Origin of the sequence: Micromonospora sp. NBC_00821 (genome assembly GCF_036347035.1) — a bacterium.
Taxonomy (GTDB): Bacteria; Actinomycetota; Actinomycetes; order Mycobacteriales; family Micromonosporaceae; genus Micromonospora; species Micromonospora hortensis.
This window is the reverse complement of sequence record NZ_CP108880.1, coordinates 6,933,714-6,954,427: the sequence shown is the minus strand read 5'-3', so window position 1 is coordinate 6,954,427 and position 20,714 is coordinate 6,933,714. Positions and strand designations below refer to the sequence as shown.

Sequence of the window (20,714 nt, the reverse complement as noted above, 5' to 3'; positions counted from 1 at the left end):
GTCAGCGGCGGGCCCGCAGCGCGTAGAAGGCGGCACCGACGGCGAGCACACCGAAGCCGGCGAGAACGCTGCCCAGCGGCAGGTTGACCGCCAGCAGCAGACAACCGAAGAGCCCCAGACCGGCCAGCACCCGGACCGGCAACCGTCGGTCCGGGTCGCGGCCCAGTGTGAGCGCAGCGGCGTTGGTGATCGCGTAGTAGACCAGCACCGTGCAGCTGGAGAAGCCGATCGCGTCGCGTACGTCGCCGAGCAGCACCACCACGATCACCACGGCGGCGACCGCCAGTTCGGCGCGGTGCGGCACCTGGTGCACCGGGTGCACGGCGGCCAGCGCGCCGGGCAGGTCACGGCGGCGGGCCATGGCGAGGGTGGTCCGACCGACCCCGGCGACCAGGGACAGCAGCACCCCGACGACCGCGACGGTGGCACCGGCGCGGACCACCCACGCCAGGTCGGGCAGCCCGGCGGCGGTCACCACGTCGACCAGGGGCGCTGCGGAGTCGGCCAGCCGGTCGGCGCCGAGCACGCCGAGGGCGACCACGGCCAGCACCAGGTAGATCACGAGCACCACCCCGAGCGCCAGCGGCACCGCGCGCGGGATGGTCCGCTGCGGGTCGCGGACCTCCTCGCCCAGCGTGGCGATCCGGGCGTACCCGGCGAAGGCGAAGAACAGCAACCCGGCAGCGGTGAGCACGCCCCGGGGGGAGCCTCCGGGCTCGCCGAGCCGGTCCAGATGCACAGGCCCACCGACCAGGCCGACGACGGCGACCAACGCCAGCACCGCCAGCACCAGCGCGACCAACGCCCTGGTCACTGTGGCGGTCTTGCCAATGCCGCGCAGGTTCACGGCGGTCACCGCGAGCACCGCGCCGGCGGCGACCAGCCGGGCCTGGCCCGGCCAGAGGTACGCCCCGACGGTCAACGCCATCGCGGCGCAACTCGCCGTCTTGCCGACCACGAAGCTCCAGCCGGCCACGAATCCGGCGAACGGCCCGAGGCGCTCCCGGCCGTAGACGTAGGTGCCGCCGGACTCCGGGTAACGGGCCGCGAGCCGCGCCGAACTTGTCGCGTTGCAGAAGGCGACGAAGCCGGCCAGCACCAGCGCGGGCAGCAGACCGGCACCGCCGGCCGCCGCAGCGGCCGGCCCGAAGACCACGAAGACGCCCGCACCCAGCATCGAGCCCAGCCCGATGACAACCGCATCGGGTACGCCCAGCCGTCGCGCCAGTTGATCCACGAACCAGAACCTAGGGATACGAGGTGAACGGGCGATCCCACTCGCGTAACCGGCCGGGGAGCGGCACGCCGTCCCAGGGTGCCCGGTGCAGCAGCCGGTCCAGGAGCAGGCCCAGCAGCAGCCCGGCCACCGAGTCGGTCAGCCAGTGCCAGCCGAGGTAGGTGGTGGTGGTGAGGACGACCAGCGGCGGCACGACGCGGATCACTGTGACGAGACGGGTCGGCAGGTGGCGGCCGAAGCTGCGGGCCAGCGGGGCGAGCAGCAGCGCGATGACCCCGTACCAGACGATCGCGTTGGCGACGTGCCCCGACGGGTAGGACTGGGCGAACCGCACCGGCAGGTCGTCGTGGAACAGCGGCAGGGTCTGCTCGGGTGTCAGGAACGGCTCCTTGACGCTGGCGCTCGGTGCCGCCCGCGCGGTCCAGATCTTGAGTGGGCCGATCGTCAGGTTGGTCAGCACGAACGCGACCACCGGAGGCAGGATCGGTCGCACCGACCGCAGCCGGACGGCCAGCAGCACGCCCAGCCCGGCGGCGATCAACGTCAGTGGGGTGCCCTGGCCGAGGAAGTTCAGCACCCGGGCGACCCAGTACGCGGCGGCCGGCCGGTGCCCGTCGGCCCAGTCGGCGACCGCCCGGTCCAATCCCAAGAGCTGGTCTGCGGCGAGCGCCACCGTCAACCCGACCAGACCGACAAGCAGGAGCGCGTCGAACCACCAGCCGGCCGGGCGGACGGGCCGTAGCCGCAGGTCACGTCGTACCGCTGTGGGTTTGAGCACGCGACCACGCTACCGGCCCGGCGCGAGGCCGGGGTGTGCGGCGCTGTGGGCCCAACCACGATCAGGGGCGGATGCGGGGGGCGACCAGTCATGCTTGTGCCCGTGCGGATCACGTCTGCCCTCGTGGACCCGGCGCTGCTCGACCTGCCCTGGTCGACACCGCTGGAGGAGTGGCCTGCCCAACACCTGGTGGCGCTGCCGCAGGGCATCTCCCGGCACATCGTCCGTTTTGTCCGCTTGGGCGACTACGTGTACGCGTTCAAGGAGACCCGCGAGCGGATCGCCGAGCGGGAGTACGACCTGCTCCGGGCCCTGGAGCGGATCGACTTTCCCTCGGTCGAGGCGGTGGCTGTCGTCGCCGACCGGCAGACCGAGGACGGGGAGCCGCTCGAATCGGTGCTGATCACCCGGCATCTGCAGTTCTCACTGCCGTACCGGGCGCTCTTCTCACACACCCTTCGACCGGAGACGATGAGCCGGCTGCTCGACGCGCTCGCCGCCCTGATCGTGCGGATGCACCTGACCGGCTTCTTCTGGGGCGACTGCTCGCTGTCGAACACGCTGTTCCGGCGGGACGCTGGCGCCTTCGCCGCCTACCTGGTGGACGCGGAGACGGGTGCCCTGCACAACAAGCTCTCCAACGGTCAGCGCGGCGAGGACCTGGAGATCGCCCGGGTGAACATCTTCGGTGAGGCGCTGGACCTGCAGGCCGCCGGTCTGCTGCACGAGTCCATCGACCCGGAGGTGGTCTGCGAGGAGGTCGTGCAGCGCTACGAGCGGCTCTGGCACGAGATCACCTACGAGCAGGCGATCGAGCGGGAGGCCCGGCACGACATCGAGGGCCGGATCCGCCGCCTCAACGAGTTGGGTTTCGACGTCGCCGAGGTGGCCATGTCGTCAATCGACGACGGGCGGTTCCTGGTTCGGCCGAAGGTCGTCGACGCCGGCTACCACACCCGACGGCTGCTGCGGCTGACCGGCCTGGACGCCGAGGAGAACCAGGCCCGCAAGCTGCTCAACGACCTGGACGCCTACCGCGCGGAGAGCGACCTGATGGACGAGCAGCAGGCCGCCCACCGCTGGCTCACCGAGGTCTTCGAGCCGGTGGTCCGTGCCGTCCCCGCGCACCTGCGCCGCAAGCTGGAGCCGCAGGAGCTGTTCGCCCAGATCATCGAGCACAAGTGGCTGCTCTCCGAGAAGGCGGGCCGGGACGTCGGCATGCGCCACGCGGTCCAGTCGTACCTGTCCGACGTGCTGGTGCACCGCCCCGACGAGCAGGCCATCCTCGGCGTCGAGGTCCCCTCCGTCGGTTGAGCTGGGCCTCCGCCTGCTCCCCGTGGCGTTGGGAGTATGTGCTGGGGGCCTTTGGAGCTGATGTCGCAAACGAATCGGCGCGGGGCCGCCTCACGTCCGGTCGTCGAACCTGTCGGTACGAGGCTGATGGTCGGTACGAGGCTGATGGCCGGCACGAGGCTGATGGCCGGCACGAGGCTGATGGTCGGCACGAGGCCGATGTCGTAAGCGATTCAGCTCCAAAGGCTCCGCGTCGCACCTCGGCTCGGCCGAGACGACACGGCGGATGCGAGCGGCGACGGGTGCCCCCGTCACTCCACCCAGGAGCCGCCGCGCAGCACCCGCACCACGTTGAGGTCGTCGTCGAGCACCACCAGGTCGGCGCGGAGGCCCACCTGGAGGGACCCGACCCGGTCACCCAGGCCGATGGCCCGCGCCGGGGTGGTCGCCACCATCCGTGCGGCGTCGGCGATCGGGATTCCGGCGTTCACGGCGTGCCGCAGCGCGGCGTCCATTGTCAGCGTGCTGCCGGCGATAGCGCCGTCGCGGGCGAGCCGGGCCACCCCGTCGGCGACGGTGACGGCCTGGCCGCCCAGCTCGTACTCGCCGTCGGGCATGCCGGCGGCGGCCATCGCGTCGGTGATCAGCGCGGCGCGGTCCGGGCCGGCGGTCGCCGTGGCGAAGGTCAGCATGCCGTCGTGCAGGTGAATCCCGTCGGCGACCAGCTCGCAGATCACAGTGGGCGCGTCGAGCAGGGCCACCACCGGCCCCGGCTCACGGTGGTGCACCGGCCGCATGCCGTTGAACAGGTGGGTGCCGACGCTGGCGCCGGCGGCGACCGCGGCGCGGGTCTGCTCGTACGTGGCGTCGGTGTGGCCCACCGCCGCCACCACCCGCTGCGCGGTGAGCAGCTTGATCGCCTCCAGCGCGCCGTCGCGCTCCGGGGCGAGGGTGACCATGCGGATCGCGCCCCGGCCCAGCTTGATGAGCTCGGTCAGCTCGTCGGTCGACGGGTCGCGCAGGTACTCCGGGTTCTGCGCGCCGCAGCGGGCGGCCGACAGGTACGGCCCTTCGAAGTGGACCCCCGCCAACACGCCCTCCTCGACCAACGGGGCGAACGCCTCGGTGGCCGTACGCATTAGTGGAAAGGGCGCGCTGACCAGGCTGGCCAGCAGCGTGGTGGTGCCGTGGGCGAGGTGGAAGTCGGCCGCCGCGCGGGCCTCGTCGGCGTCCCCGGTGGTGAAGGTGTGCCCGCCACCGCCGTGCGTGTGCATGTCCACGAAGCCGGGCACGATCCAGTGCCCGTCGCGCACCGACGGATATTCGGCCACCGCTGTGATCCGATCACCGTCCCACTCGACGCAGCCCTGCCGGACGACTCCGGTCGGGGTCACCACTCGGCCGTTCACCCGTACGGTCATCGTTTCTCCCGATTGTCACGGACACCCACGGCGTCCAGGGCGAGCAGGGCGGCACCGAGGCAACCGGCCTCGTCGCCGAGGGCTGCCGCGACCAGTCGCGGCTCCCGGTGGAAGGTCATCCGTTCGTGCAGCGCCGCCCGCAGCGGGGTCAGCAGCCGGTCCCCGGCCTGGGCCAGGCCGCCGCCGAGCACGATCGTCGCCACGTCGAACAGCGCCTGCCCGCTGGCGAGGCCGTCGGCGAGCGCCTCGACCGCCTCCTGCCAGACCTGGCCGGCGAGCTGTTCGCCGGCTGCGGCCCGCTCGGCCACCTCGGCCGCGGTCACCGGGGCGTCTGCGGTGTCGCCGGCCAGTTCGGCGTAGCGGCGGCCGATGGCGGCGGCCGACGCGACCGCCTCCAGGCAGCCGGGGCGGCCGCAGCCGCAGCGCGGACCGTCGGGCCGAACCAAAATGTGGCCGATCTCCCCGGCGGCGCCGTGGGCCCCCACCGCGGCCGTGCCGTCCACGACGTGCGCGGCGGCGATGCCGGTGCCGATGGCCACGAACAGCACGTGCCCGGTGCCGCGTCCGGCGCCGAGCCGGGCCTCGGCGAGACCACCGACACGCACGTCGTGGCCGAGCGCCGCCGGCAGGCCGAGCCGTCGCACCGTCAGGTCCCGCAGGGGTACGTCCCGGAAGCCCACGTTCGCCGACCACACCGCGACGCCGCGTGCCTCGTCCACGACCCCGGGCACGGCGATGCCGACAGCGATCGGGGTGAGCCCGTCGGCGCGGGCCTTGTCGGCCAGCCCGCCGGCCACGTCCAGGATGGTGCCGACCACGGCGGCCGGGCCGCGCGCGGCCTCGGTGGGGTGTCGTTCGGTGCGCACCACGACGCCGTCCGGTCGGACCAGGGCGCACTTCATGCCGGTGCCGCCGACGTCCAGCGCAACGACCACGCGGTCGCTCACGGCGCCAGCTCGGTTCGCGACCGCGGGGCTCGCAACCCCGGCTCACTCCTCGCGCTCACGCCAACACCACGGACCGGGTCAGGTGGCGGGGCGCGTCCGGGTCGAGGCCCCGGCTGGTGGCCAGCGCGACAGCGAAGCGCTGCGCCAGGATCAGGTCGGCCATCGGGTCGACCGGGGTACGGCCGGCGGACCAGCTGCCCAGCACCGTGCGCCAGCCGTGCGTGCGGCTGTGCACGAAGGCCGCGCCGGTGGCCGCCACGTCCTCGGGCAGCCCGTCGGGCAGCTCACCGAACGCCCAGACCAGCCGGCCCGGCGCGGCGACCGAGATGGGCCCGTGCCGGTAGTCCATCGCCGGGTACGCCTCGGCCCAGAAGGTGGCCGCCTCGCGGCACTTCAGCGCCGCCTCCTGGGCCAGTCCGATCGTCCACCCCCGACCGAGGAAGGTGACCTGCTCGATGGTGGCCGGGTCGATCGGCAGGGGAGATCGCACCGCCACCTCGGCGTCGGCGGCGAGCGCTGTCACCGGGTCGCCGAGCTGGGCCCGGAGCAGTGCCAGCGCGGTGGTCGCGAAGCGGGTCTGCACCACCGACCGTTCGTCGGCGAAGGGCAGGGCCACGGTGGCGGCGGCCAGCTCGACCGCCGGGGACGTGGGGTCACCGACGATGACTGTGGTGGGTGTCCGTCCACGCAGCGCGGCGAGCAGTTCCAGCACCTCTGTGGTGGTGCCGGAACGGGTGATCGCGATCAGCCGGTCGTAGCGGCGGTCGGCGGGAAACTCGGACGCCTGGAACGCGTCGGTCTCACCCTGGCCGGCCTGCTCGCGGCGGGCCGCGTACGCCATCGCCATGAACCACGACGTGCCGCAACCGACGACGGCGACCCGTTCCCCGGGGCGCGGCAGGTCACCGCGTACGACCTCGGCCAGCCCGGCCGCCTCCCGCCAGCAGTCGGGTTGGCTCGCGATCTCCGCGTCCACGTACGCCATGGGAAACTCCTCGCAGGGCCGACCGGTGCGCAATACGGCTCGTTAGACCCGCATTTCGCGCGTTATTCTGCGCGAACGCGGGTGACCATGGCAACCGGCCGGCCGATCGCGCAGGTCAGTCTTTTGCGCCAGCCTAGTTTCGCGCACTAGTGTGCACGCAATCAATCACCGTCCGTGCAGTTGCTGGGAGGGCCCCCGCAGTGGACCGGTACGCCAGATGGAACGCCCTGCTCGAAATGCTGACCGACAACGGCCGGGTCAGCGTCGAGGCGGCAGCCGAGCGGCTGGACGTCTCCCAGGCCACCATCCGGCGTGACTTCGACCAGCTCGCGCAGCAGCAAATGATCACGAGGACCCGGGGTGGCGCGGTCGCCAACGGCGTGTCGTACGACCTGCCGCTGCGCTACAAGACGGCCAAGCACTCGGCCGAGAAGCAGCGGATCGGGGCGGCCGCCGCCGCGCTCGTCACGCCGGGCACCGTGGTCGGCCTGAACGGCGGCACCACCAGCACCGAGGTGGCGAGGGCTCTCGCCGTCCGACCGGATCTGAACACCAGCGCCGAGGGTGCCCAGCTCACAGTGGTGACAAATGCGCTGAACATCGCCAACGAGCTGCTGGTCCGATCCCGGATGAAGGTGGTCGTGGCCGGCGGCGTGGTGCGCCCGAAGTCGTTCGAGCTGGTCGGCCCGCTGGGTGGGGCGCTGCTGCGCGAGGTCACCCTGGACGTCGCTCTGCTCGGCGTGGACGCGATCGACCCGCAGCTCGGCGCCGCCGCCCACCACGAGGGGGAGGCGGCGATGAACAACCTGATGGTGGCCCGCGCCAAGCGCGTCGTGATCATCGCGGACTCGTCCAAGCTGGGCGGTCACGCCTTCGCCCGGATCTGCCCGGTCGAGCGGGTGGAGACGCTGGTGACCGACTCCGGCGCCGCGCCGGAGGTGGTTGACGCGTTCCGCGCCGCCGGCGTACAGGTCATCTGCGCCTGAGAGGTCACGCTGCGTCGATGAATCAGCCTGATCGGCGCGTCGATGCATACCGCGTATTGCGCGCTTCTGCATACCGCGTATGGTGTCGGCTGTCACGCCCACCCATCGGGGGAGGTGCAGCTTGCCAGCTGTCCTGGAGATCGAAGGTCTACGTAAGACGTACAAGAGTCGTCGACGCGGCACCCGCAATGCGCTCGACGGCTTCGACATGCGGGTCGACGCGGGGCAGGTGCACGGCTTCCTGGGTCCCAACGGGTCCGGCAAGACCACCACGCTGCGTACGCTGCTCGGCCTGATCCGGCCCGACGGTGGCCGGATGGCGCTGCTCGGGCACGAGGTTCCCGACGCGCTGCCCACTGTCGCCGGCCAGGTCGGCGCGATCGTGGAGAGCCCGCAGTTCTTCCCGCACTTCACGGCCCGGGACACGCTGTCCCTGCTCGCGGGGGCAGGCGAGGTGCCGGCCGTGCGGGTCGACGAGGTGCTGGAACTCGTCGGACTGCGCGACCGGTCCGGCGAGCGGGTCAAGACGTACTCGTTGGGCATGAAACAGCGGCTCGCCGTGGCCTCGGCCCTGCTGAAGAACCCGAAGTTGCTCATCCTCGACGAGCCGGCCAACGGCCTCGACCCGGGCGGCATCCGGGAGATGCGCACGCTGATGCGCACCCTCGCCGAGTCCGGAATGACAGTGGTGCTGTCCAGTCACATCCTCGGTGAGATCCAGCTGATCTGCGACTCGGTCACCATCATCTCGCTGGGCAGGCGGGTCGCGTTCGGCCCGGTCGACGAGGTGCTCGCGCAGCACTCGTCAGGTGCGGTCCGGATCCGGTTGGAAGCGGTCAGCGACCTGCCGGTGGCCACCGAGGCGCTCACCCAGGCCGGGATCAGGGTCACCGGTCACCCGGACCACCTGATGCTGGCCGGCGTCGACAAGCCGGCGTCGGTGACCCGGCTGCTCGCCGAGAAGAACCTCTACGTCAGTGAGTTGGCGCCGATCGCCGTCGACCTGGAGAGCGTCTTCCTCGAATTGACCGCCACCGCGCCGGTACCCGGCCAGCACCGGCAGGTCGACGAGTCCATGAAGGTCGGTGGGACGGGTCAGCCCGGTCCCGCCGGGGGAGGGTGGGGCGCGTGAGCCTCTTTCGTACCGAGCTGCGCCGGCTCAGCAAGCGGCGTTTCACCCGCTACATGACACTGCTCGGCCTGCTGGTGCTGGCCGCGGTGGTGGTCGGGGTGTTCTTCACCAACCAGAAGATCGACGCCGGCCAGCTCGCCCGGGCCGAGCGTCAGGCCGACCAGCAGTACCAGGAGCAGGTGCGCTGGAGCGAGCAGGAGCGCGTCGCGTGTGCGCAGGCCAAGACCTCCGGCACGGCGACCGAAGGCCGCTACCCGGACGACTGCTCGGTGATCACTCCGCCGCCCCGGGAGGAGATCAAGGCTGAGTGGTTCCTGCCGTCGACGTTCGACTTCAAGGAGACGTTCGACGAGACACTGATCCCGTTCGCGGCGATCCTCGCCCTGGTCGGGTTCGTCATCGGCGCGTCCTTCGTCGGTGCCGAGTGGAGCACCGGCGGCATGATGAACCTGTTGCTCTGGCGGCCGAAGCGGCTCACCGTACTGCTCACCAAGCTGGCCGCCCTGCTCACCGGCATCCTGGCGGTGACGCTGCCTGCCGCGGTGCTGTGGTTTGCCGGGTTCTGGGCGATCGCCAACCTCCGGGGCAGCACCGAGAAGATGACCTCGGGGGTCTGGCAGTCGTTCATGCTGACCGGCGTACGCGGTGTGGTGCTGGTGTTGGTGCTCACCACCATCGGCTTCGCCCTCGCCTCGCTCGGTCGGCACACAGCGATGGCCCTCGGTGGCGTGGTGGCGGTGATGGTGGTCGGCCAGTTCGGCCTGGGCATCCTGCTCTCCATGGCCGGCGTGCGGTTCGCCGAGGCGTGGCTGCTGCCCACCTACGCGGTGGCCTGGATGACGAAGACGGTCAAGCTGGAGGACTGGAACGCCTGCAACGCGACCTACTACGGGGAGTGCAAGCCGGCCACGATGGAGATCACCTGGCAGCAGTCCTCCGTCCTGCTCTCGGTCGGGGTGGTGGTGATCCTCGGGGCGGCGCTCTGGGCGATGCGTCGCCGCGACATCTCCTGACCTGGCCGCAGTGACGCGGCGCGGCCGGCCCGGCCGTCGGGGTTCCCGGCGGTGAGGACCGGCCGCGCCGCCTGCTGCGTCCCTGGTCGCCGCTGACTAGGCTGAACGACATGTCCGCCGACACCACCCCGGCCGCCCCCGAGCCGTCCATCGACGCTCGTCCGGGTGAGGTCGCGGGTGCTGCCGGGCCGACAGTCCCGAACCCCCGACCGGCGCCGCCCATCGAGACCACCGACGAGCTGGCACCACCCGCCGACGACTCGGCGCAGCCCACTGATCCGGCTGATCCGGCGGCGGGGCTGACCGAGCGGGAGCGGGCCATCCTCGCCTTCGAGCAGCAGTGGTGGCGGCACGCCGGCGCCAAGGAGCAGGCCGTCCGGGACACCTTCGGGATCTCGTCGACCCGGTACTACCAGCTGCTCAACGGCCTGCTGGACAATCCGGCAGCCCTGGCCGCCGACCCCGTGCTGATCAGCCGACTCCGACGGTTGCGCTCGTCGCGCGCCCGTAACCGCCGCCGTTAACCGCGCGCTCCGCGCTCCGCGCGCTCCCGCGCGCTCCCGCGCGCTCCCGCGCAATCCCGCGATCTTGCACTTACTGTCGTCGATTCGCGTCTTTTGTGCGTCTTTGTCGGGACACAAAGTGCAAGATCGCAGCGTTTGTCGCCTGCAGGAATGTCGCCAGGCCCAAGGGGTACGCGGGGAGCGCTCCGGGGCGCCGGCAGGTGGCCGGAGGCGACGGAGGGAGCGACAAATGACCGCCACCAACCGCAGGTGGGAGCACCGGTGATGCAGGTACGCTCCGCGTCCGCGCCGTCCCCGGGTCGGCCGGTCAACGAGGATCTGGTCTTCCGGTTCGGCCCGCTGGTCGGTGTCCTGGACGGCGCGACGGTGCCGGACGGCTTCGACACCGGTTGCGTGCACGGGCCCGAGTGGTACGTCCGGCACCTGGCGGCCCGGATCGGCGTCGCCGAGGCGGTACGCCCGGCCGCCCGGCTGACCAGCAATCTGGCCGCGGCGATCCTCGCGGTGCGCGCCGACCACGGCGGGCAGTGCGACCTCGACCACCCGGGCACCCCGTCCAGCACTGTCTGCCTCCTGCGGGACTGCGGCGACCAGGTGGACTACCTGGTGCTCTGCGACAGCCCGCTCGTCCTCGACGCCGGCGGGCAGGTCAGCGTGGTCACCGACAACCGGCTGGACGCGGCGATGGCGGAGCTGCGGGAGACAGTGGCCGTCGTGCCGGGCGGCGCGGCGGACCCGGTCACCCGGTTCCGGCACGCCGTGAGCGTCCAGCGGGAGCGGATGAACCGCACCCACGGCTACTGGGTGGCGGCCTCCGACCCGGACGCGGCCTTCCACGCGGTCACCGGGACCGCGCCCCGACACGGTCCGGGGGCACTACGGCGGGCGGCGCTGCTCAGTGACGGCGCGTCCAGCGCGGTGGAGCAGTTCGCGTTGACCGACTGGACCGGTCTGCTGGACCTGCTGAGCGCCGACGGTCCGGGCGCGTTGATCGACAGGGTGCGGGACGCCGAGCGCGACCATCCCGATCGGCTTCGCCGGCACAAGCCCACCGACGACGCGTCGGTGGTGTTCTGCGAGTTCGGGTAGGCGTTTCGGGCCGGTGACACCCGGTCGGGTGACAACAGAGCGTGATGTGGAACACCCGGGCCGCCCGACCGGCCGGTACCGCTGTCCGGACCGCCAGTGGATGGCCAATGGGGTGGACTTCGGCCGATGAGGGCGGCAGACTGCGGCACGTGGCGGGTGCGGTCCGGCTGGAGCCGGTGGACGAACGGAACCTGGAGCCGTTGCTCTCCGTAGCGGCTGCGGAGGCGGAGCCGGGTGATGTGATGCCCCCGGTCGAGGCACCCGCCGGCTGGTCGCTCGCCCGTCGCGAGGCGTTCCGCGAATTCCATCGGGCAAGCTTCGGCGGGCTGGACGGCCCAACCGGCTCGCAGATGTACGCCATCCTCGTCGGCGGCGAGGTGATGGGCATGGTCCGGATGACGCGCTGTGATGAGCCGCGCACCGTGGATACCGGGATGTGGCTCGGCCGGTCGGCACGGGGGCAGGGGATCGGCGCGGCCGCCCTGCGAGAGTTGCTGAACGCCGCCGCTCGGGCGGGTATGCGGGCGGTGGTCGCCGAGACGACCGCGGACAACATCGGCGCGGTCGCCGTCTTGGAGAAGTGTGGCGCGAAACTGCGCGAGGACGACGGCACGGTACGCGCCGAGATCTGCCTCGATTCGACGCCGCCCGCCTTCTGAGCTGCCCGTCGGGGCCGGCGAAAGGTTGCGCTGGTCTGATCACTCCCGGTTGGCGGCGTACGCGGCCAGGCCGGCGACCTGCGCCGGGTCCAGCGACGGTCGTACCCGGGCCCGCGCTGTCGACACGTGCTCGGCGGTGACAGTGGCGGCGGCGAGCGACTCCCGCATCGCGGCCAGCGCCGCCTCGCGAATCAGCGCCGCGCAGTCCGCGGCGGAGAAGCCGGTCAGCTCGTCACCGAGAGCCGGCAGGTCGACGTCCGGTGCCAGCGGCACCTGCCGGGACGCGGCCCGCAGGATCTCCGCGCGGGCGGGCCCGTCCGGCGGCGGCACGTAGACCAGCCGCTCCAACCGGCCCGGCCGCAGCAACGCCGGGTCGACCAGGTCCGGCCGGTTCGTCGCACCGACCACCACCACGTTGCGCAGCGTCTCCACCCCGTCCAACTCGGTGAGCAGGGCGGCGACCACCCGGTCCGTGGTGCCCCCGTCGGTGGCCTGGCCGCGTACCGGCGCCAGCGCGTCCACCTCGTCCAGGAAGATCAGCGTGGGGGCCGCTTCCCGGGCCCGACGGAACAGCTCGCGAACCGCGCGTTCGCTCTCACCGACCCACTTGGAGAGCAGTTCCGCCCCCTTGACCGACAGCACGTTGGCCCGCCCCGACCCGGCCAGCGCGGTGACCAGGTAGGTCTTGCCGCAGCCCGGCGGCCCGTAGAGCAGCACGCCGCGCGGCGGCTGCACGCCGAGCCGGGCAAAGGTGTCCGGGTAGGTCAACGGCCACAGCACCGACTCGGTCAGCGTCTGTTTGACCTCGTCCAGGCCACCCACGTCGTCCAGTGTCACCGAGGCCAGATCCAGCGTGGACGCCGCCATCGTGGTGGGCCGGACCACCTCCCGGGCGGCGGTGAAGTCGGCCATCGACACCGTCGGCGTCTCGGCGGACTTCTGCCGCAGCGCCGCGCGTACCCCGGCCTCCCGGACCAGTGCGGCCAGATCCGCAGCGACGAACCCGGGGGTACGCGCGGCCACCTCGTCGAGCCGGACGTCGTCGGCCAACGGCACCTGCCGGGTCAGCACTGTGAGCTGTTCGCGGCGTAGCGCCTGATCCGGGAGCGGGACGCTGATCCGCAGCGACAGCAGGTCGGGCGCGCGAAGCGCGGAGTCGACCGCCTCCGGTCGGCCGGTCGTGCAGACCACTGCGACGCCGGCCCGAATGCTCTCCGCGAGCACCTGACGGAACACCGTCGCCACCGGACCGGGGTCGTCAGCGGGTGCGAGCGCCTCGACGTCGGTGACCAGCAGTACCGCCGGGCCTTCGGCCCGTGCCGCCGATGCCGCGACGCGCAACCGCTCGGCGGCGGCCTGACTGGTCAACGCGGCCACCTCCGGCGCCCAGAGCGGGTGAACGCGCGCACCGACCCGGGCGGCCACGGCCCGGACCAGCGCCGACTTCCCGGAGCCCGCCGGGCCGACGAGCAACACCCCCAACGAGATGGTGGTGCCCAGTCGACCCAGCACCTCCCGGTGGTGGAAGCCGAGGTCCAGCAGTTCGGTCAGTTCCTCGGCCTGGGCCCGCAGCCCGGGCAACTCGTCCACGTCGGGCGCGTCCTCCGCCGCAACGGTGTCGGCGCTCGTACCCGGCCGGGTCGACGTGGCGCCGGCCGGGGCGGGCCCGCCGTGGGTCGTCGCACCGTGCTCCCAGGCAACCGACGTGTCCATGGTGACCAGGGCGCCGGTCGCCGGCTCGACAGTGACCACGCTGAGCAGCGTGCTGGTCCAGGCGAAACCGACGGTGTTGGCGAGGCTGCGTCGTGCCGCCTCGACCAGGCTGCGGACCGAGGCGTCCGGCAGCACGTCCTGCGGCAGCAGCGACACGTCGTCCCCGGCGGTGAGCACCTTGCCCAGCAGGGCCAGCCGGAGCATCTCCGGGCTGACCGCCGCGACGACCCCCACCGGCCCGGCCAGGACGACCCGGCTCGCCGAGACCAACGGCACCGGGCTCACCCGCACCTGACCGCCGTCGCGCAGACCCAGGTTGCCCAACGTCAGGTCGTCGGCGTACAGCAGGGCGCTGCTCGCGCCCGGCCCGGCCGCCGCGGCGATCCCGGCCGTCTCGCGGCGGCCGACAAGGCGGACCGGGTCGCCGGGGCGCAGCCCCAGCGCTGTCAGCGCCTCCGGGTGCAGGCGCACGATGCCCCGTCGGGCGTCGAGCGCCGCCGGCCGCAGGCTCGCCGTCAGGGTCAGGTCGGGTTGCGCCACTGCCCGACCGTAGCCGCCGTCAGCCAGCCCCGCCGGTCAGCGCCGCGGATCCAGCTCGTCCAACAGCGTCGGGTCGCTTCGGATCAGCTCGGCCAACCGGGCCGCCGGGTCCGGCGTCAACCCGTCCGGACCGGGTGCCCAGGCGGGCACCGTCCGGCCGGACAGCGGCCAGGCCGGCGGGGGTTCCACGGGTGTCGGCGGGGCAACGGGTCCGACAGTGACGGCAGGCCCGTCCCAGGAGACCCGCATCGGGTACGTCCGCCCGGCGTGCTCCACCTGCACTGTCACCGCCAGCCCGGGGTACGCCCCGACGACCTGGCGGACCGCCTCGGCCACCTCCTCGACCGGCCCCCAGCCGGCCACCTCGCTCGGAGTCTCCACCCCCGCGTGCCGGCCCGACCGGGCGTTGCGGGTGTCACCGCCGAGGCCGGGCGGGCTCGACGGTGCTGTGGTGTCGTCACGGTCGGCGGCCCGACGGCGTGACGCCTCCACACGTCGGGCCAGCCGGGCCAGCGTCTCGTCCAGGTCGCCCCTCACCAGATCACCTCTTCCCGCCACGGCCGGAGCTGGTCGGCTCAGGCCCTCCTGTCCCGGGTAGCGCGGTCCAGCGCGCGGTCCAGGACGACAAGTAGTGCGTCCCGCACCGAGAGCCGGTCGCGGGCATCGAACTGCACCAGGGGCACATGGTCACCGATGGCCAGCGCCCAACGGATCTCGCCGAGTTCCAGGGCCAGCCGCCCGTCGAAGGCGTTGACCCCGACGACGAACGGCAGCCCGGCCCGCTCGAAGAAGTCGATGGCCGGGAAGCAGTCGTCCAGTCGGGCGCTGTCCACCACCACCAGCGCGCCGAGCGCTCCCCGGGCCAGGTCGTCCCACATGAAGCCGAACCGGGTCTGCCCCGGCGTGCCGAACAGGTAGAGCTTCAGGCTGCGGTCGATGGTCACGCAGCCGAAATCCATCGCCACAGTGGTGGTGGTCTTGGTGGACCGGGCACCCGGGTCGTCGACGCCGATCCCGGCGGTGGTCATCTCGGCCTCAGTGGTCAGTGGCGCGATCTCGGAGATCGCACCCACTGTGGTGGTCTTGCCCACCCCGAACCCACCGGCCACCAGGATCTTGACCGGGATCGGCGGTGCGGCCGGCTTACCGGACGGAGGCGACGTCGACCCCGCGCCGGCCGGGGGCCGGTACGGAGGCGGCGCGGTCGGCGGGGGGCCGGCCCGTCCGACTATCGGCCCGGTGCCCGGGGACATGCCGTAACGGGCGGCGGCGCTGTTCGCGGCGACCCCGCCGAGCGGGGCGACCGGCCATTCAGGAGATCGCACGGAGTCCATCAATCACTCGCAGGATGAGATCGGGGTCGACAGCGTCGTCGGTGTCGGTCACGTGCACGTCCAGGTGCCCGGCGGCGCGTAGATCGCCGACCAGGACCCGCGTCACGCCGAAGTGCAGTCGGGCGCGGGCCGAGATCTCGGCCACCGAGATCGGCTCGAGGCAGAGCGCGATGATGGTCTGAAGTTCCGGTGCCAGCAGCGCGCCGGGTGGGCCGGCCCACCAGCCGCTGTCCATGCGGGCGGTCACCTGGGTCTCCAGCCCGATCGCCGGGTCGGCGCCCGCGACCCGCCCGGAGGTGAGCACGAACGGGCGGGGACCGGTGGGTTGGTCCCCGTCCGGCTCCGGCTCGGGCAGCGCCGGTGTCGCCGCCGCGCCCACCCCGGTCGGGGGTGACGTGCGCAGGTACGGTCGGATCCGAACCCTCGGGTCCGGATCCGGATCCTCGCCGGCGACGTCGGGGGTCACTGCTGAACGGCGTTCTTCAACTCGACGATCAGTCGCGGGGTCAGGGCGCCACCGGCCCGCCCGGCGAAGAGCGTCATCTCGTACGCGACGGTGCCCAGGTTCGCCGAACGGTCGGCGACCACCCCGAGCACGGAACCACTGCTGATCGCGCTGATCAGCAGGTAGCCGTCGGCCATGTCGACGATCACCCGGTTCAGGCCGCCGAGGGCGTACCAACTGGCGGCCCCACCGGCGAGGCTGGTCATTCCGGACACGACGGCGGCCAACCGCTCCGCGTTGGACCGATCCTTGATCGCCGACATGGCCATCAGCAGACCGTCCGAGGAGACCGCGATCGCCTCCAGGACCCCGGCGGTGCTGGAGGTGAAGGAGTCCAGCAGCCAGTTGAACGTACGGGCCTCCGGGCTGAGGTCCCCATTGGCGCTGGGCTGAGTCTGGTCGACATTGTCGTGCAGGAAGGGGCTGGTCACCGTGATGATCCTTCTTCGTTCCGGTGGTCGGGGCTGACTTCGCGGAGAGCGCGGGCGACGCCCGCCTCGAACTCGCTGATGAGGTCGCGGACCTCGTTCGGGTCACCGAGGTTGGTGCTGGGCGGTTGGCAGACCGGGATGGCGGTGAGGTTCGCTCCCGGCACCCGTCGGCTCAACCGGGGCCGCTCCGGTGCGGCATCGGTCGAGCCACCACCACGCGGCACCGTGGGGCCGGCGCCTCCCGGGGTGCTGGGTAGGTCGACGGTCGTGCCCAAGTCCACCACGGCCGCCCCGGCCCCGGCCGACGGGTCGCTGGCCGTCCGCGCCGACGCGCCGTCGAGGCCCGGCGCCACGTGCAGTTCGGCGCGGCGTACACCGGCTTGGAAGGCCTCGACCAGCGCGCGGGCCGCGGCGGGGTCCGCGCTGGTGGCGTCCACCGGCCGGGTCGTCGGGGCGGTGGCGTGCAGTGTGGCCCCGGGCACCCGCTGCCGCACCCGTGGCCCGCCCGGCTTGCCCACCGGTTCCGGGTTCTGGGGTTCGGGAACGGCCTGCTCCGGCTGGCCCCTACCGAACGCGTTCCAGGACGGGCCGGCGTCCAGGCTGAGGGTGGCCCGGCTCAGCAGATCCGAGTCGAAGCGGGCCGGCGCGGCGACGGCCACCGCGCTGGGCCGCGCTTCGTGCTCGGGGTGGGGCGTCGCCGTCGTACGCCGGTCCCGATCCGGCACCGCCGCGCGGGCCACTGTGGCCCCGGCACGGTCGGCGCGGCGTAGCACCAGCGACGTCGAAGGGATCTCCAGCTGCGCGGTCACCCCTCCGCCGCCGGTGGCGGCCAGGGCGACCTGCCAGCCGTGCCGGCGGGCCAACCGGCCCACCACGAAGAGACCGAGGACCTCGGTCGGGGCCAGGTCGAGCCGTTCCCGGCGGGTGAGCCGGGCGTTCTCCTCGGCCATGCGTTGCTCGCTCATGCCGATGCCGTGGTCCACCACCGTGAGCCGTGCGCCGAGGCCGGACGTCTCGGCGGCCACCAGTACCCGGGTGTGCGGCGGAGAGAAGACCGTGGCGTTCTCCATCAGCTCGGCCAGCGCCAGGACGAGGTCACCGACCACCGCCGGAGCGGCCGAGACGCCCGCCGGCACCTGCACCTCCACCCGGGTGTAATCCTCGATCTCACCGAGCGCCAACCGGACCACGTCGGCCAGCGGCACCGGCGCGGTGTGCGCGTCGGCCCCGGCCGAGCCGGAGAGCACCACGAGGCTGCCGGCGTTGCGCCGCAACCGGCTGGAGATGTGGTCGAGTCGGTACAGGTGCTCCAGGCGGCCCGGGTCGGCCTCCTGCTGCTCCAGCCGGTCGATCAGCGCGATCTGCCGACCCACCAGGTTCTGGGTACGCCGTCCGACGTGGCCGAACATCTGCGCCACGTTGCGTCGGCCGGCGACCTGCCGTTCGACCAGTTGCGCCGCGGTGTTCTGCACCCTGTCGAAGGCCCGCGCCAGGTCGCCGATCTCGTCGTTGGCGCGGATGTCCACCGGCTCCAGCCGGACCGCATGGTGTCTTTCCGCCTCGTCGTCGGTGACCCGGACCAGCTCCGCCTCGGCGACCCGGGCGACCCGGTCGGCCGAGCGGGTGAGTCGGGTCAGCGGTCGGGCCACCGTCCGCGCCACCGCCACGCTGAGCAGCACGACCAGCGTCAGGATCAACGCCGCCGCGGCGCCGACCAGGTACGCGGCGGTCAGCGCGCGCCGCTGCTCGGCCGTCACCTCGGCGAGCACGTCGGCGATCAGCTTCTTCTCGACGAACTGGCCGAGCCGGATCATCGTGCGGACGGCCGGGAACAGGGCCTCGATCGTCACATCGCTGACCGCGGCCGCCGGATCGCGGGCGCTCCTGATCAGGAAGTCGGGTTGGGTACGCGCGGCCACGGCGGCGTCGTTGAGCTGGGCCACCTTGAGCTGCTCGGGCGTGATCAGGCTGCGGAAGCGCGAGTTGTCGACCATGAGCGCGGCGATGCACGCCACGTACCCGGCGGTGGTTTCCGGTGTGCCGATCGCCTTGACTAACAGGCTCAGGGTGGCGCAGGTCCCCAGGCCCTCGTCGGCGCGGAGCAGCCCGTCGAGGGCGAGCACCTGACGGCCCGGCAACGTGTCGGTGTCCACCCCGACCACCAGCCGCAGCGACTCGATGATCCCCTTGTTGACCGGGCCGAACGCGTCCATCACCTGACCCGGTTTGGCGGCTCGGGCCAGGACTGCCGTGCGCAGCTCGACGAGGCTGGACACGCCGTCGAGGGCGCTGTCGACCTCGTCGGTCAGCGCGTCGCTCCGCGCCGCCCGCAGGTCGGCAACCCGGTCGTCCACGTCGGCGGACTTACGGACCAGCTCACCGCGTTCGACCCGGCCGAGCAGGAAGCCGACGGAGAGGATGCGTTCCTGCTGGAGGTCCTGGACCAGGCTGCCGACCCGGCTGGCGAGCCGGACGCGTTCGGCGGTGTCGCCGGCCCGCTGTGCCGCGGTGATCCGGTCGAGCATCACCGGCACGGCCAGGCCGACCATGCTGAGCAGCGGAATCACCACGAGCAGCGCGAGCTTGCCGCGGATCCGGAGCCTACCGAGCAGCATCGAACGCCCCCCACTGTGCGGTCTCCGGGTCACGGGCCACGCCGACCGGTTGCAGCGCACGCGGTTCGTCGGTCGGCGGTTGCCACGGGTCGCGCTGCGGCGGGGTGTCGGGACTCTCCGCGTGGGTAGCGGCCAGGGCGGCCCGCCGTTGTGCCCGGCGACCGGCGGCGACCAGCATCGCCGCGAGCCAGCCCAGCAGCAGGACGGCGATGACACCCGCCCCGGCGGTCAGCCAGCGGTCCCGGTCGAGCCGGTCGATGCGCTCGGCCAGCAGGGAGTCCAGCTCGGTGAGGATGACCGGCTGAAGTTGGCGGGCGGAGCGGTGCGAGCTGACCGCTGCGGCACTCAACTGGCCCGGGTCGACCACGCCGGTCTCCTTGGCTGGCAGGGAGTACCCGGCGAGCGCCTCCACCGAACGCTGGTAGGTGTCCAGCGGGGTCAGCACGTTGGCGCCGAGGTCGGTGCTCTCCGAACCGTCCACGGCCGAGCGCAGGTTGTCGACGAGGTCCGCGGCAGGGGTCAGGGCGGACACCCGCAGGCCGGTCAGCTCCAGCAGGCCGCGCGGTCGCTCGGCGGCCGGCCGACGGCTGACGAGCGTGGCCAGGTCGGCCAGCCGACCGGCGCCGACCACCGCCTCGGGCAGCTCCTGGCCGGCGCTGTCCTGGAGGAAGAACGAGTCGGCTTCGGGGTCACGGACCAGCCCGGAGCTCTCCCGGACCTTCCGGTGCAGGGCCAGCAGCAGGTCGGAGACCTCGCCGTACGCGGTGTAGGCGGCCTCGGGATCGGTGGCGCTGCGGCCGCGCAGTGCCTCCAGCTTGGCCCGTACGCCGGCCCAGCGTTCCTGGCTGAGCAGTTCCCCGCCGATGCGGGCGTCCACAGCGGCGGCCTTCTCGACAGCCCCGTTCAACGCCTCCCGGGCCACAGGGCGGCCGTTCACCGCGTTGGACTGGGCCTCCACGAGGGCGTCGGTGACCGCCGCCAGCGCGGTGAGGTACTGCACGCCGAGCCGTTCCCGGGCGGCGAGGTCCCGGTCGTCGGTGACCTGCCGCCAGTTCGACGTGACGAGCAGGCCCAACGGCGCCAGCAGTGCTCCGATGAGCAGCAGGGGCAGCAGCCGGCCCAGCGTGGACGGCCGTCGACGGGCCCGCGGCGCGGGGACTGTCATGTGTGTCTCCTCCGGCGTGGGGCGCTGATCGGCGCGGCGTCGGGCTGGCCGACAAGTCCCGTGCACCGGACCGGAAAACTAATCGAACCCCCGCCTGGTCAGACCTCACTCGGCGAGTCAGGTTCGCGTCACTTCGAGCCATGTCACCATTTGTCCGCGTTACCGCCACGCTCTGTGTCCGCTGTGGGTGTGACATGGAGGGATCGAGGTGGATATCCGTGGAAGATCGGAATTCACGGGATCCGAACTCAACTCGCTGTGCCGCGTCGGACGTTGCGCGCTCGCACCCCACCGCGCACCGATCGGGGCAACCGGACGGACGTACGGCGGATCTCAGCCAACGCTCA

Annotated in this window: 19 protein-coding genes; 7 read left to right on the top strand and 12 right to left on the bottom strand. The window is 72.5% G+C overall.

What is annotated here, in order from left to right; translation table 11 throughout:
- Window position 1: 1 nt before the first annotated feature.
- Together OHB44_RS31900 and OHB44_RS31895 are read right to left on the bottom strand one after the other, a co-directional pair.
- Complete coding sequence (locus OHB44_RS31900) at window positions 2–1,237, bottom strand: APC family permease (protein ID WP_330439136.1); 1,236 nt, start codon at window positions 1,235–1,237, stop codon at window positions 2–4.
- A gap of 10 nt (window positions 1,238–1,247) precedes the next feature.
- Window positions 1,248–1,985: a phosphatase PAP2 family protein gene (locus tag OHB44_RS31895; RefSeq protein ID WP_330441303.1), complete on the bottom strand. Its 738-nt coding sequence runs from the start codon at window positions 1,983–1,985 to the stop codon at window positions 1,248–1,250.
- A gap of 120 nt (window positions 1,986–2,105) precedes the next feature.
- Here OHB44_RS31895 and OHB44_RS31890 point away from each other — a divergent pair, with 120 nt between their 5' ends.
- A complete protein-coding gene (locus OHB44_RS31890; protein WP_330439135.1) occupies window positions 2,106–3,329 on the top strand; it encodes a DUF4032 domain-containing protein in 1,224 nt (407 codons plus the stop codon).
- 290 nt (window positions 3,330–3,619) lie between these two features.
- On the opposite strand, the gene nagA is transcribed toward OHB44_RS31890, so the two are convergent.
- From nagA to OHB44_RS31875, 3 genes are read right to left on the bottom strand one after another with little or no spacing between them, the layout of a single operon-like run.
- Complete coding sequence (gene nagA / locus OHB44_RS31885) at window positions 3,620–4,729, bottom strand: N-acetylglucosamine-6-phosphate deacetylase (protein WP_330439134.1); 1,110 nt, start codon at window positions 4,727–4,729, stop codon at window positions 3,620–3,622.
- Window positions 4,726–5,676, bottom strand: a complete 951-nt coding sequence (locus tag OHB44_RS31880; protein ID WP_330439133.1) for an ROK family protein — start codon at window positions 5,674–5,676, stop codon at window positions 4,726–4,728. The genes nagA and OHB44_RS31880 overlap by 4 nt, the downstream gene beginning before the upstream one ends.
- A gap of 55 nt (window positions 5,677–5,731) precedes the next feature.
- Entirely contained in the window at window positions 5,732–6,661 is a 930-nt protein-coding gene (locus OHB44_RS31875; RefSeq protein WP_238683065.1) for an SIS domain-containing protein, read from the bottom strand.
- Between the two features lie 200 nt (window positions 6,662–6,861).
- Here OHB44_RS31875 and OHB44_RS31870 point away from each other — a divergent pair, with 200 nt between their 5' ends.
- From OHB44_RS31870 to OHB44_RS31845, 6 genes are all read left to right on the top strand, one after another.
- The gene (locus OHB44_RS31870) at window positions 6,862–7,647 is read left to right on the top strand and encodes a DeoR/GlpR family DNA-binding transcription regulator (RefSeq protein ID WP_091403015.1); all 786 of its coding nucleotides are present in this window, start codon (window positions 6,862–6,864) and stop codon (window positions 7,645–7,647) included.
- Window positions 7,648–7,768: 121 nt separating this feature from the next.
- Window positions 7,769–8,779, top strand: coding sequence for an ABC transporter ATP-binding protein (locus tag OHB44_RS31865; RefSeq protein ID WP_091403013.1), 1,011 nt, complete (start codon window positions 7,769–7,771; stop codon window positions 8,777–8,779).
- Window positions 8,776–9,792 carry an ABC transporter permease subunit gene (locus OHB44_RS31860; RefSeq protein WP_330439130.1) on the top strand — a complete coding sequence of 339 codons (1,017 nt, stop codon included), beginning with the start codon at window positions 8,776–8,778 and terminating at the stop codon, window positions 9,790–9,792. Before OHB44_RS31865 ends, OHB44_RS31860 begins: the two co-directional genes overlap by 4 nt.
- A 110-nt stretch (window positions 9,793–9,902) precedes the next feature.
- Window positions 9,903–10,316, top strand: coding sequence for a DUF3263 domain-containing protein (locus tag OHB44_RS31855; protein WP_330439129.1), 414 nt, complete (start codon window positions 9,903–9,905; stop codon window positions 10,314–10,316).
- A gap of 264 nt (window positions 10,317–10,580) precedes the next feature.
- Complete coding sequence (locus OHB44_RS31850; RefSeq protein ID WP_238683068.1) at window positions 10,581–11,405, top strand: hypothetical protein; 825 nt, start codon at window positions 10,581–10,583, stop codon at window positions 11,403–11,405.
- 149 nt (window positions 11,406–11,554) lie between these two features.
- Window positions 11,555–12,064: a GNAT family N-acetyltransferase gene (locus OHB44_RS31845; protein ID WP_330439128.1), complete on the top strand. Its 510-nt coding sequence runs from the start codon at window positions 11,555–11,557 to the stop codon at window positions 12,062–12,064.
- A gap of 39 nt (window positions 12,065–12,103) precedes the next feature.
- Here OHB44_RS31845 and OHB44_RS31840 read toward each other — a convergent pair whose 3' ends face one another.
- The 7 genes from OHB44_RS31840 to OHB44_RS31810 are packed head-to-tail and all read right to left on the bottom strand — an operon-like array spanning window position 12,104 to window position 20,367.
- Complete coding sequence (locus tag OHB44_RS31840) at window positions 12,104–14,317, bottom strand: AAA family ATPase (RefSeq protein WP_266304307.1); 2,214 nt, start codon at window positions 14,315–14,317, stop codon at window positions 12,104–12,106.
- Window positions 14,318–14,353: 36 nt separating this feature from the next.
- On the bottom strand, window positions 14,354–14,854 hold the full coding sequence (locus tag OHB44_RS31835; RefSeq protein WP_266304308.1) for a hypothetical protein: 501 nt from the start codon (window positions 14,852–14,854) through the stop codon (window positions 14,354–14,356).
- A 38-nt stretch (window positions 14,855–14,892) separates the two neighbouring features.
- A complete protein-coding gene (locus OHB44_RS31830) occupies window positions 14,893–15,651 on the bottom strand; it encodes a GTP-binding protein (RefSeq protein ID WP_238683072.1) in 759 nt (252 codons plus the stop codon).
- On the bottom strand, window positions 15,629–16,117 hold the full coding sequence (locus tag OHB44_RS31825) for a DUF742 domain-containing protein (RefSeq protein WP_238683073.1): 489 nt from the start codon (window positions 16,115–16,117) through the stop codon (window positions 15,629–15,631). The genes OHB44_RS31830 and OHB44_RS31825 overlap by 23 nt, the downstream gene beginning before the upstream one ends.
- Window positions 16,114–16,587 (bottom strand): roadblock/LC7 domain-containing protein, encoded by a 474-nt coding sequence (locus OHB44_RS31820; protein WP_030490063.1) that lies wholly within the window; start codon window positions 16,585–16,587, stop codon window positions 16,114–16,116. Before OHB44_RS31820 ends, OHB44_RS31825 begins: the two co-directional genes overlap by 4 nt.
- The gene (locus OHB44_RS31815; protein WP_238683074.1) at window positions 16,584–19,202 is read right to left on the bottom strand and encodes a sensor histidine kinase; all 2,619 of its coding nucleotides are present in this window, start codon (window positions 19,200–19,202) and stop codon (window positions 16,584–16,586) included. The genes OHB44_RS31820 and OHB44_RS31815 overlap by 4 nt, the downstream gene beginning before the upstream one ends.
- Entirely contained in the window at window positions 19,189–20,367 is a 1,179-nt protein-coding gene (locus OHB44_RS31810) for a hypothetical protein (protein WP_238683075.1), read from the bottom strand. Before OHB44_RS31810 ends, OHB44_RS31815 begins: the two co-directional genes overlap by 14 nt.
- Window positions 20,368–20,714 lie beyond the last annotated feature (347 nt).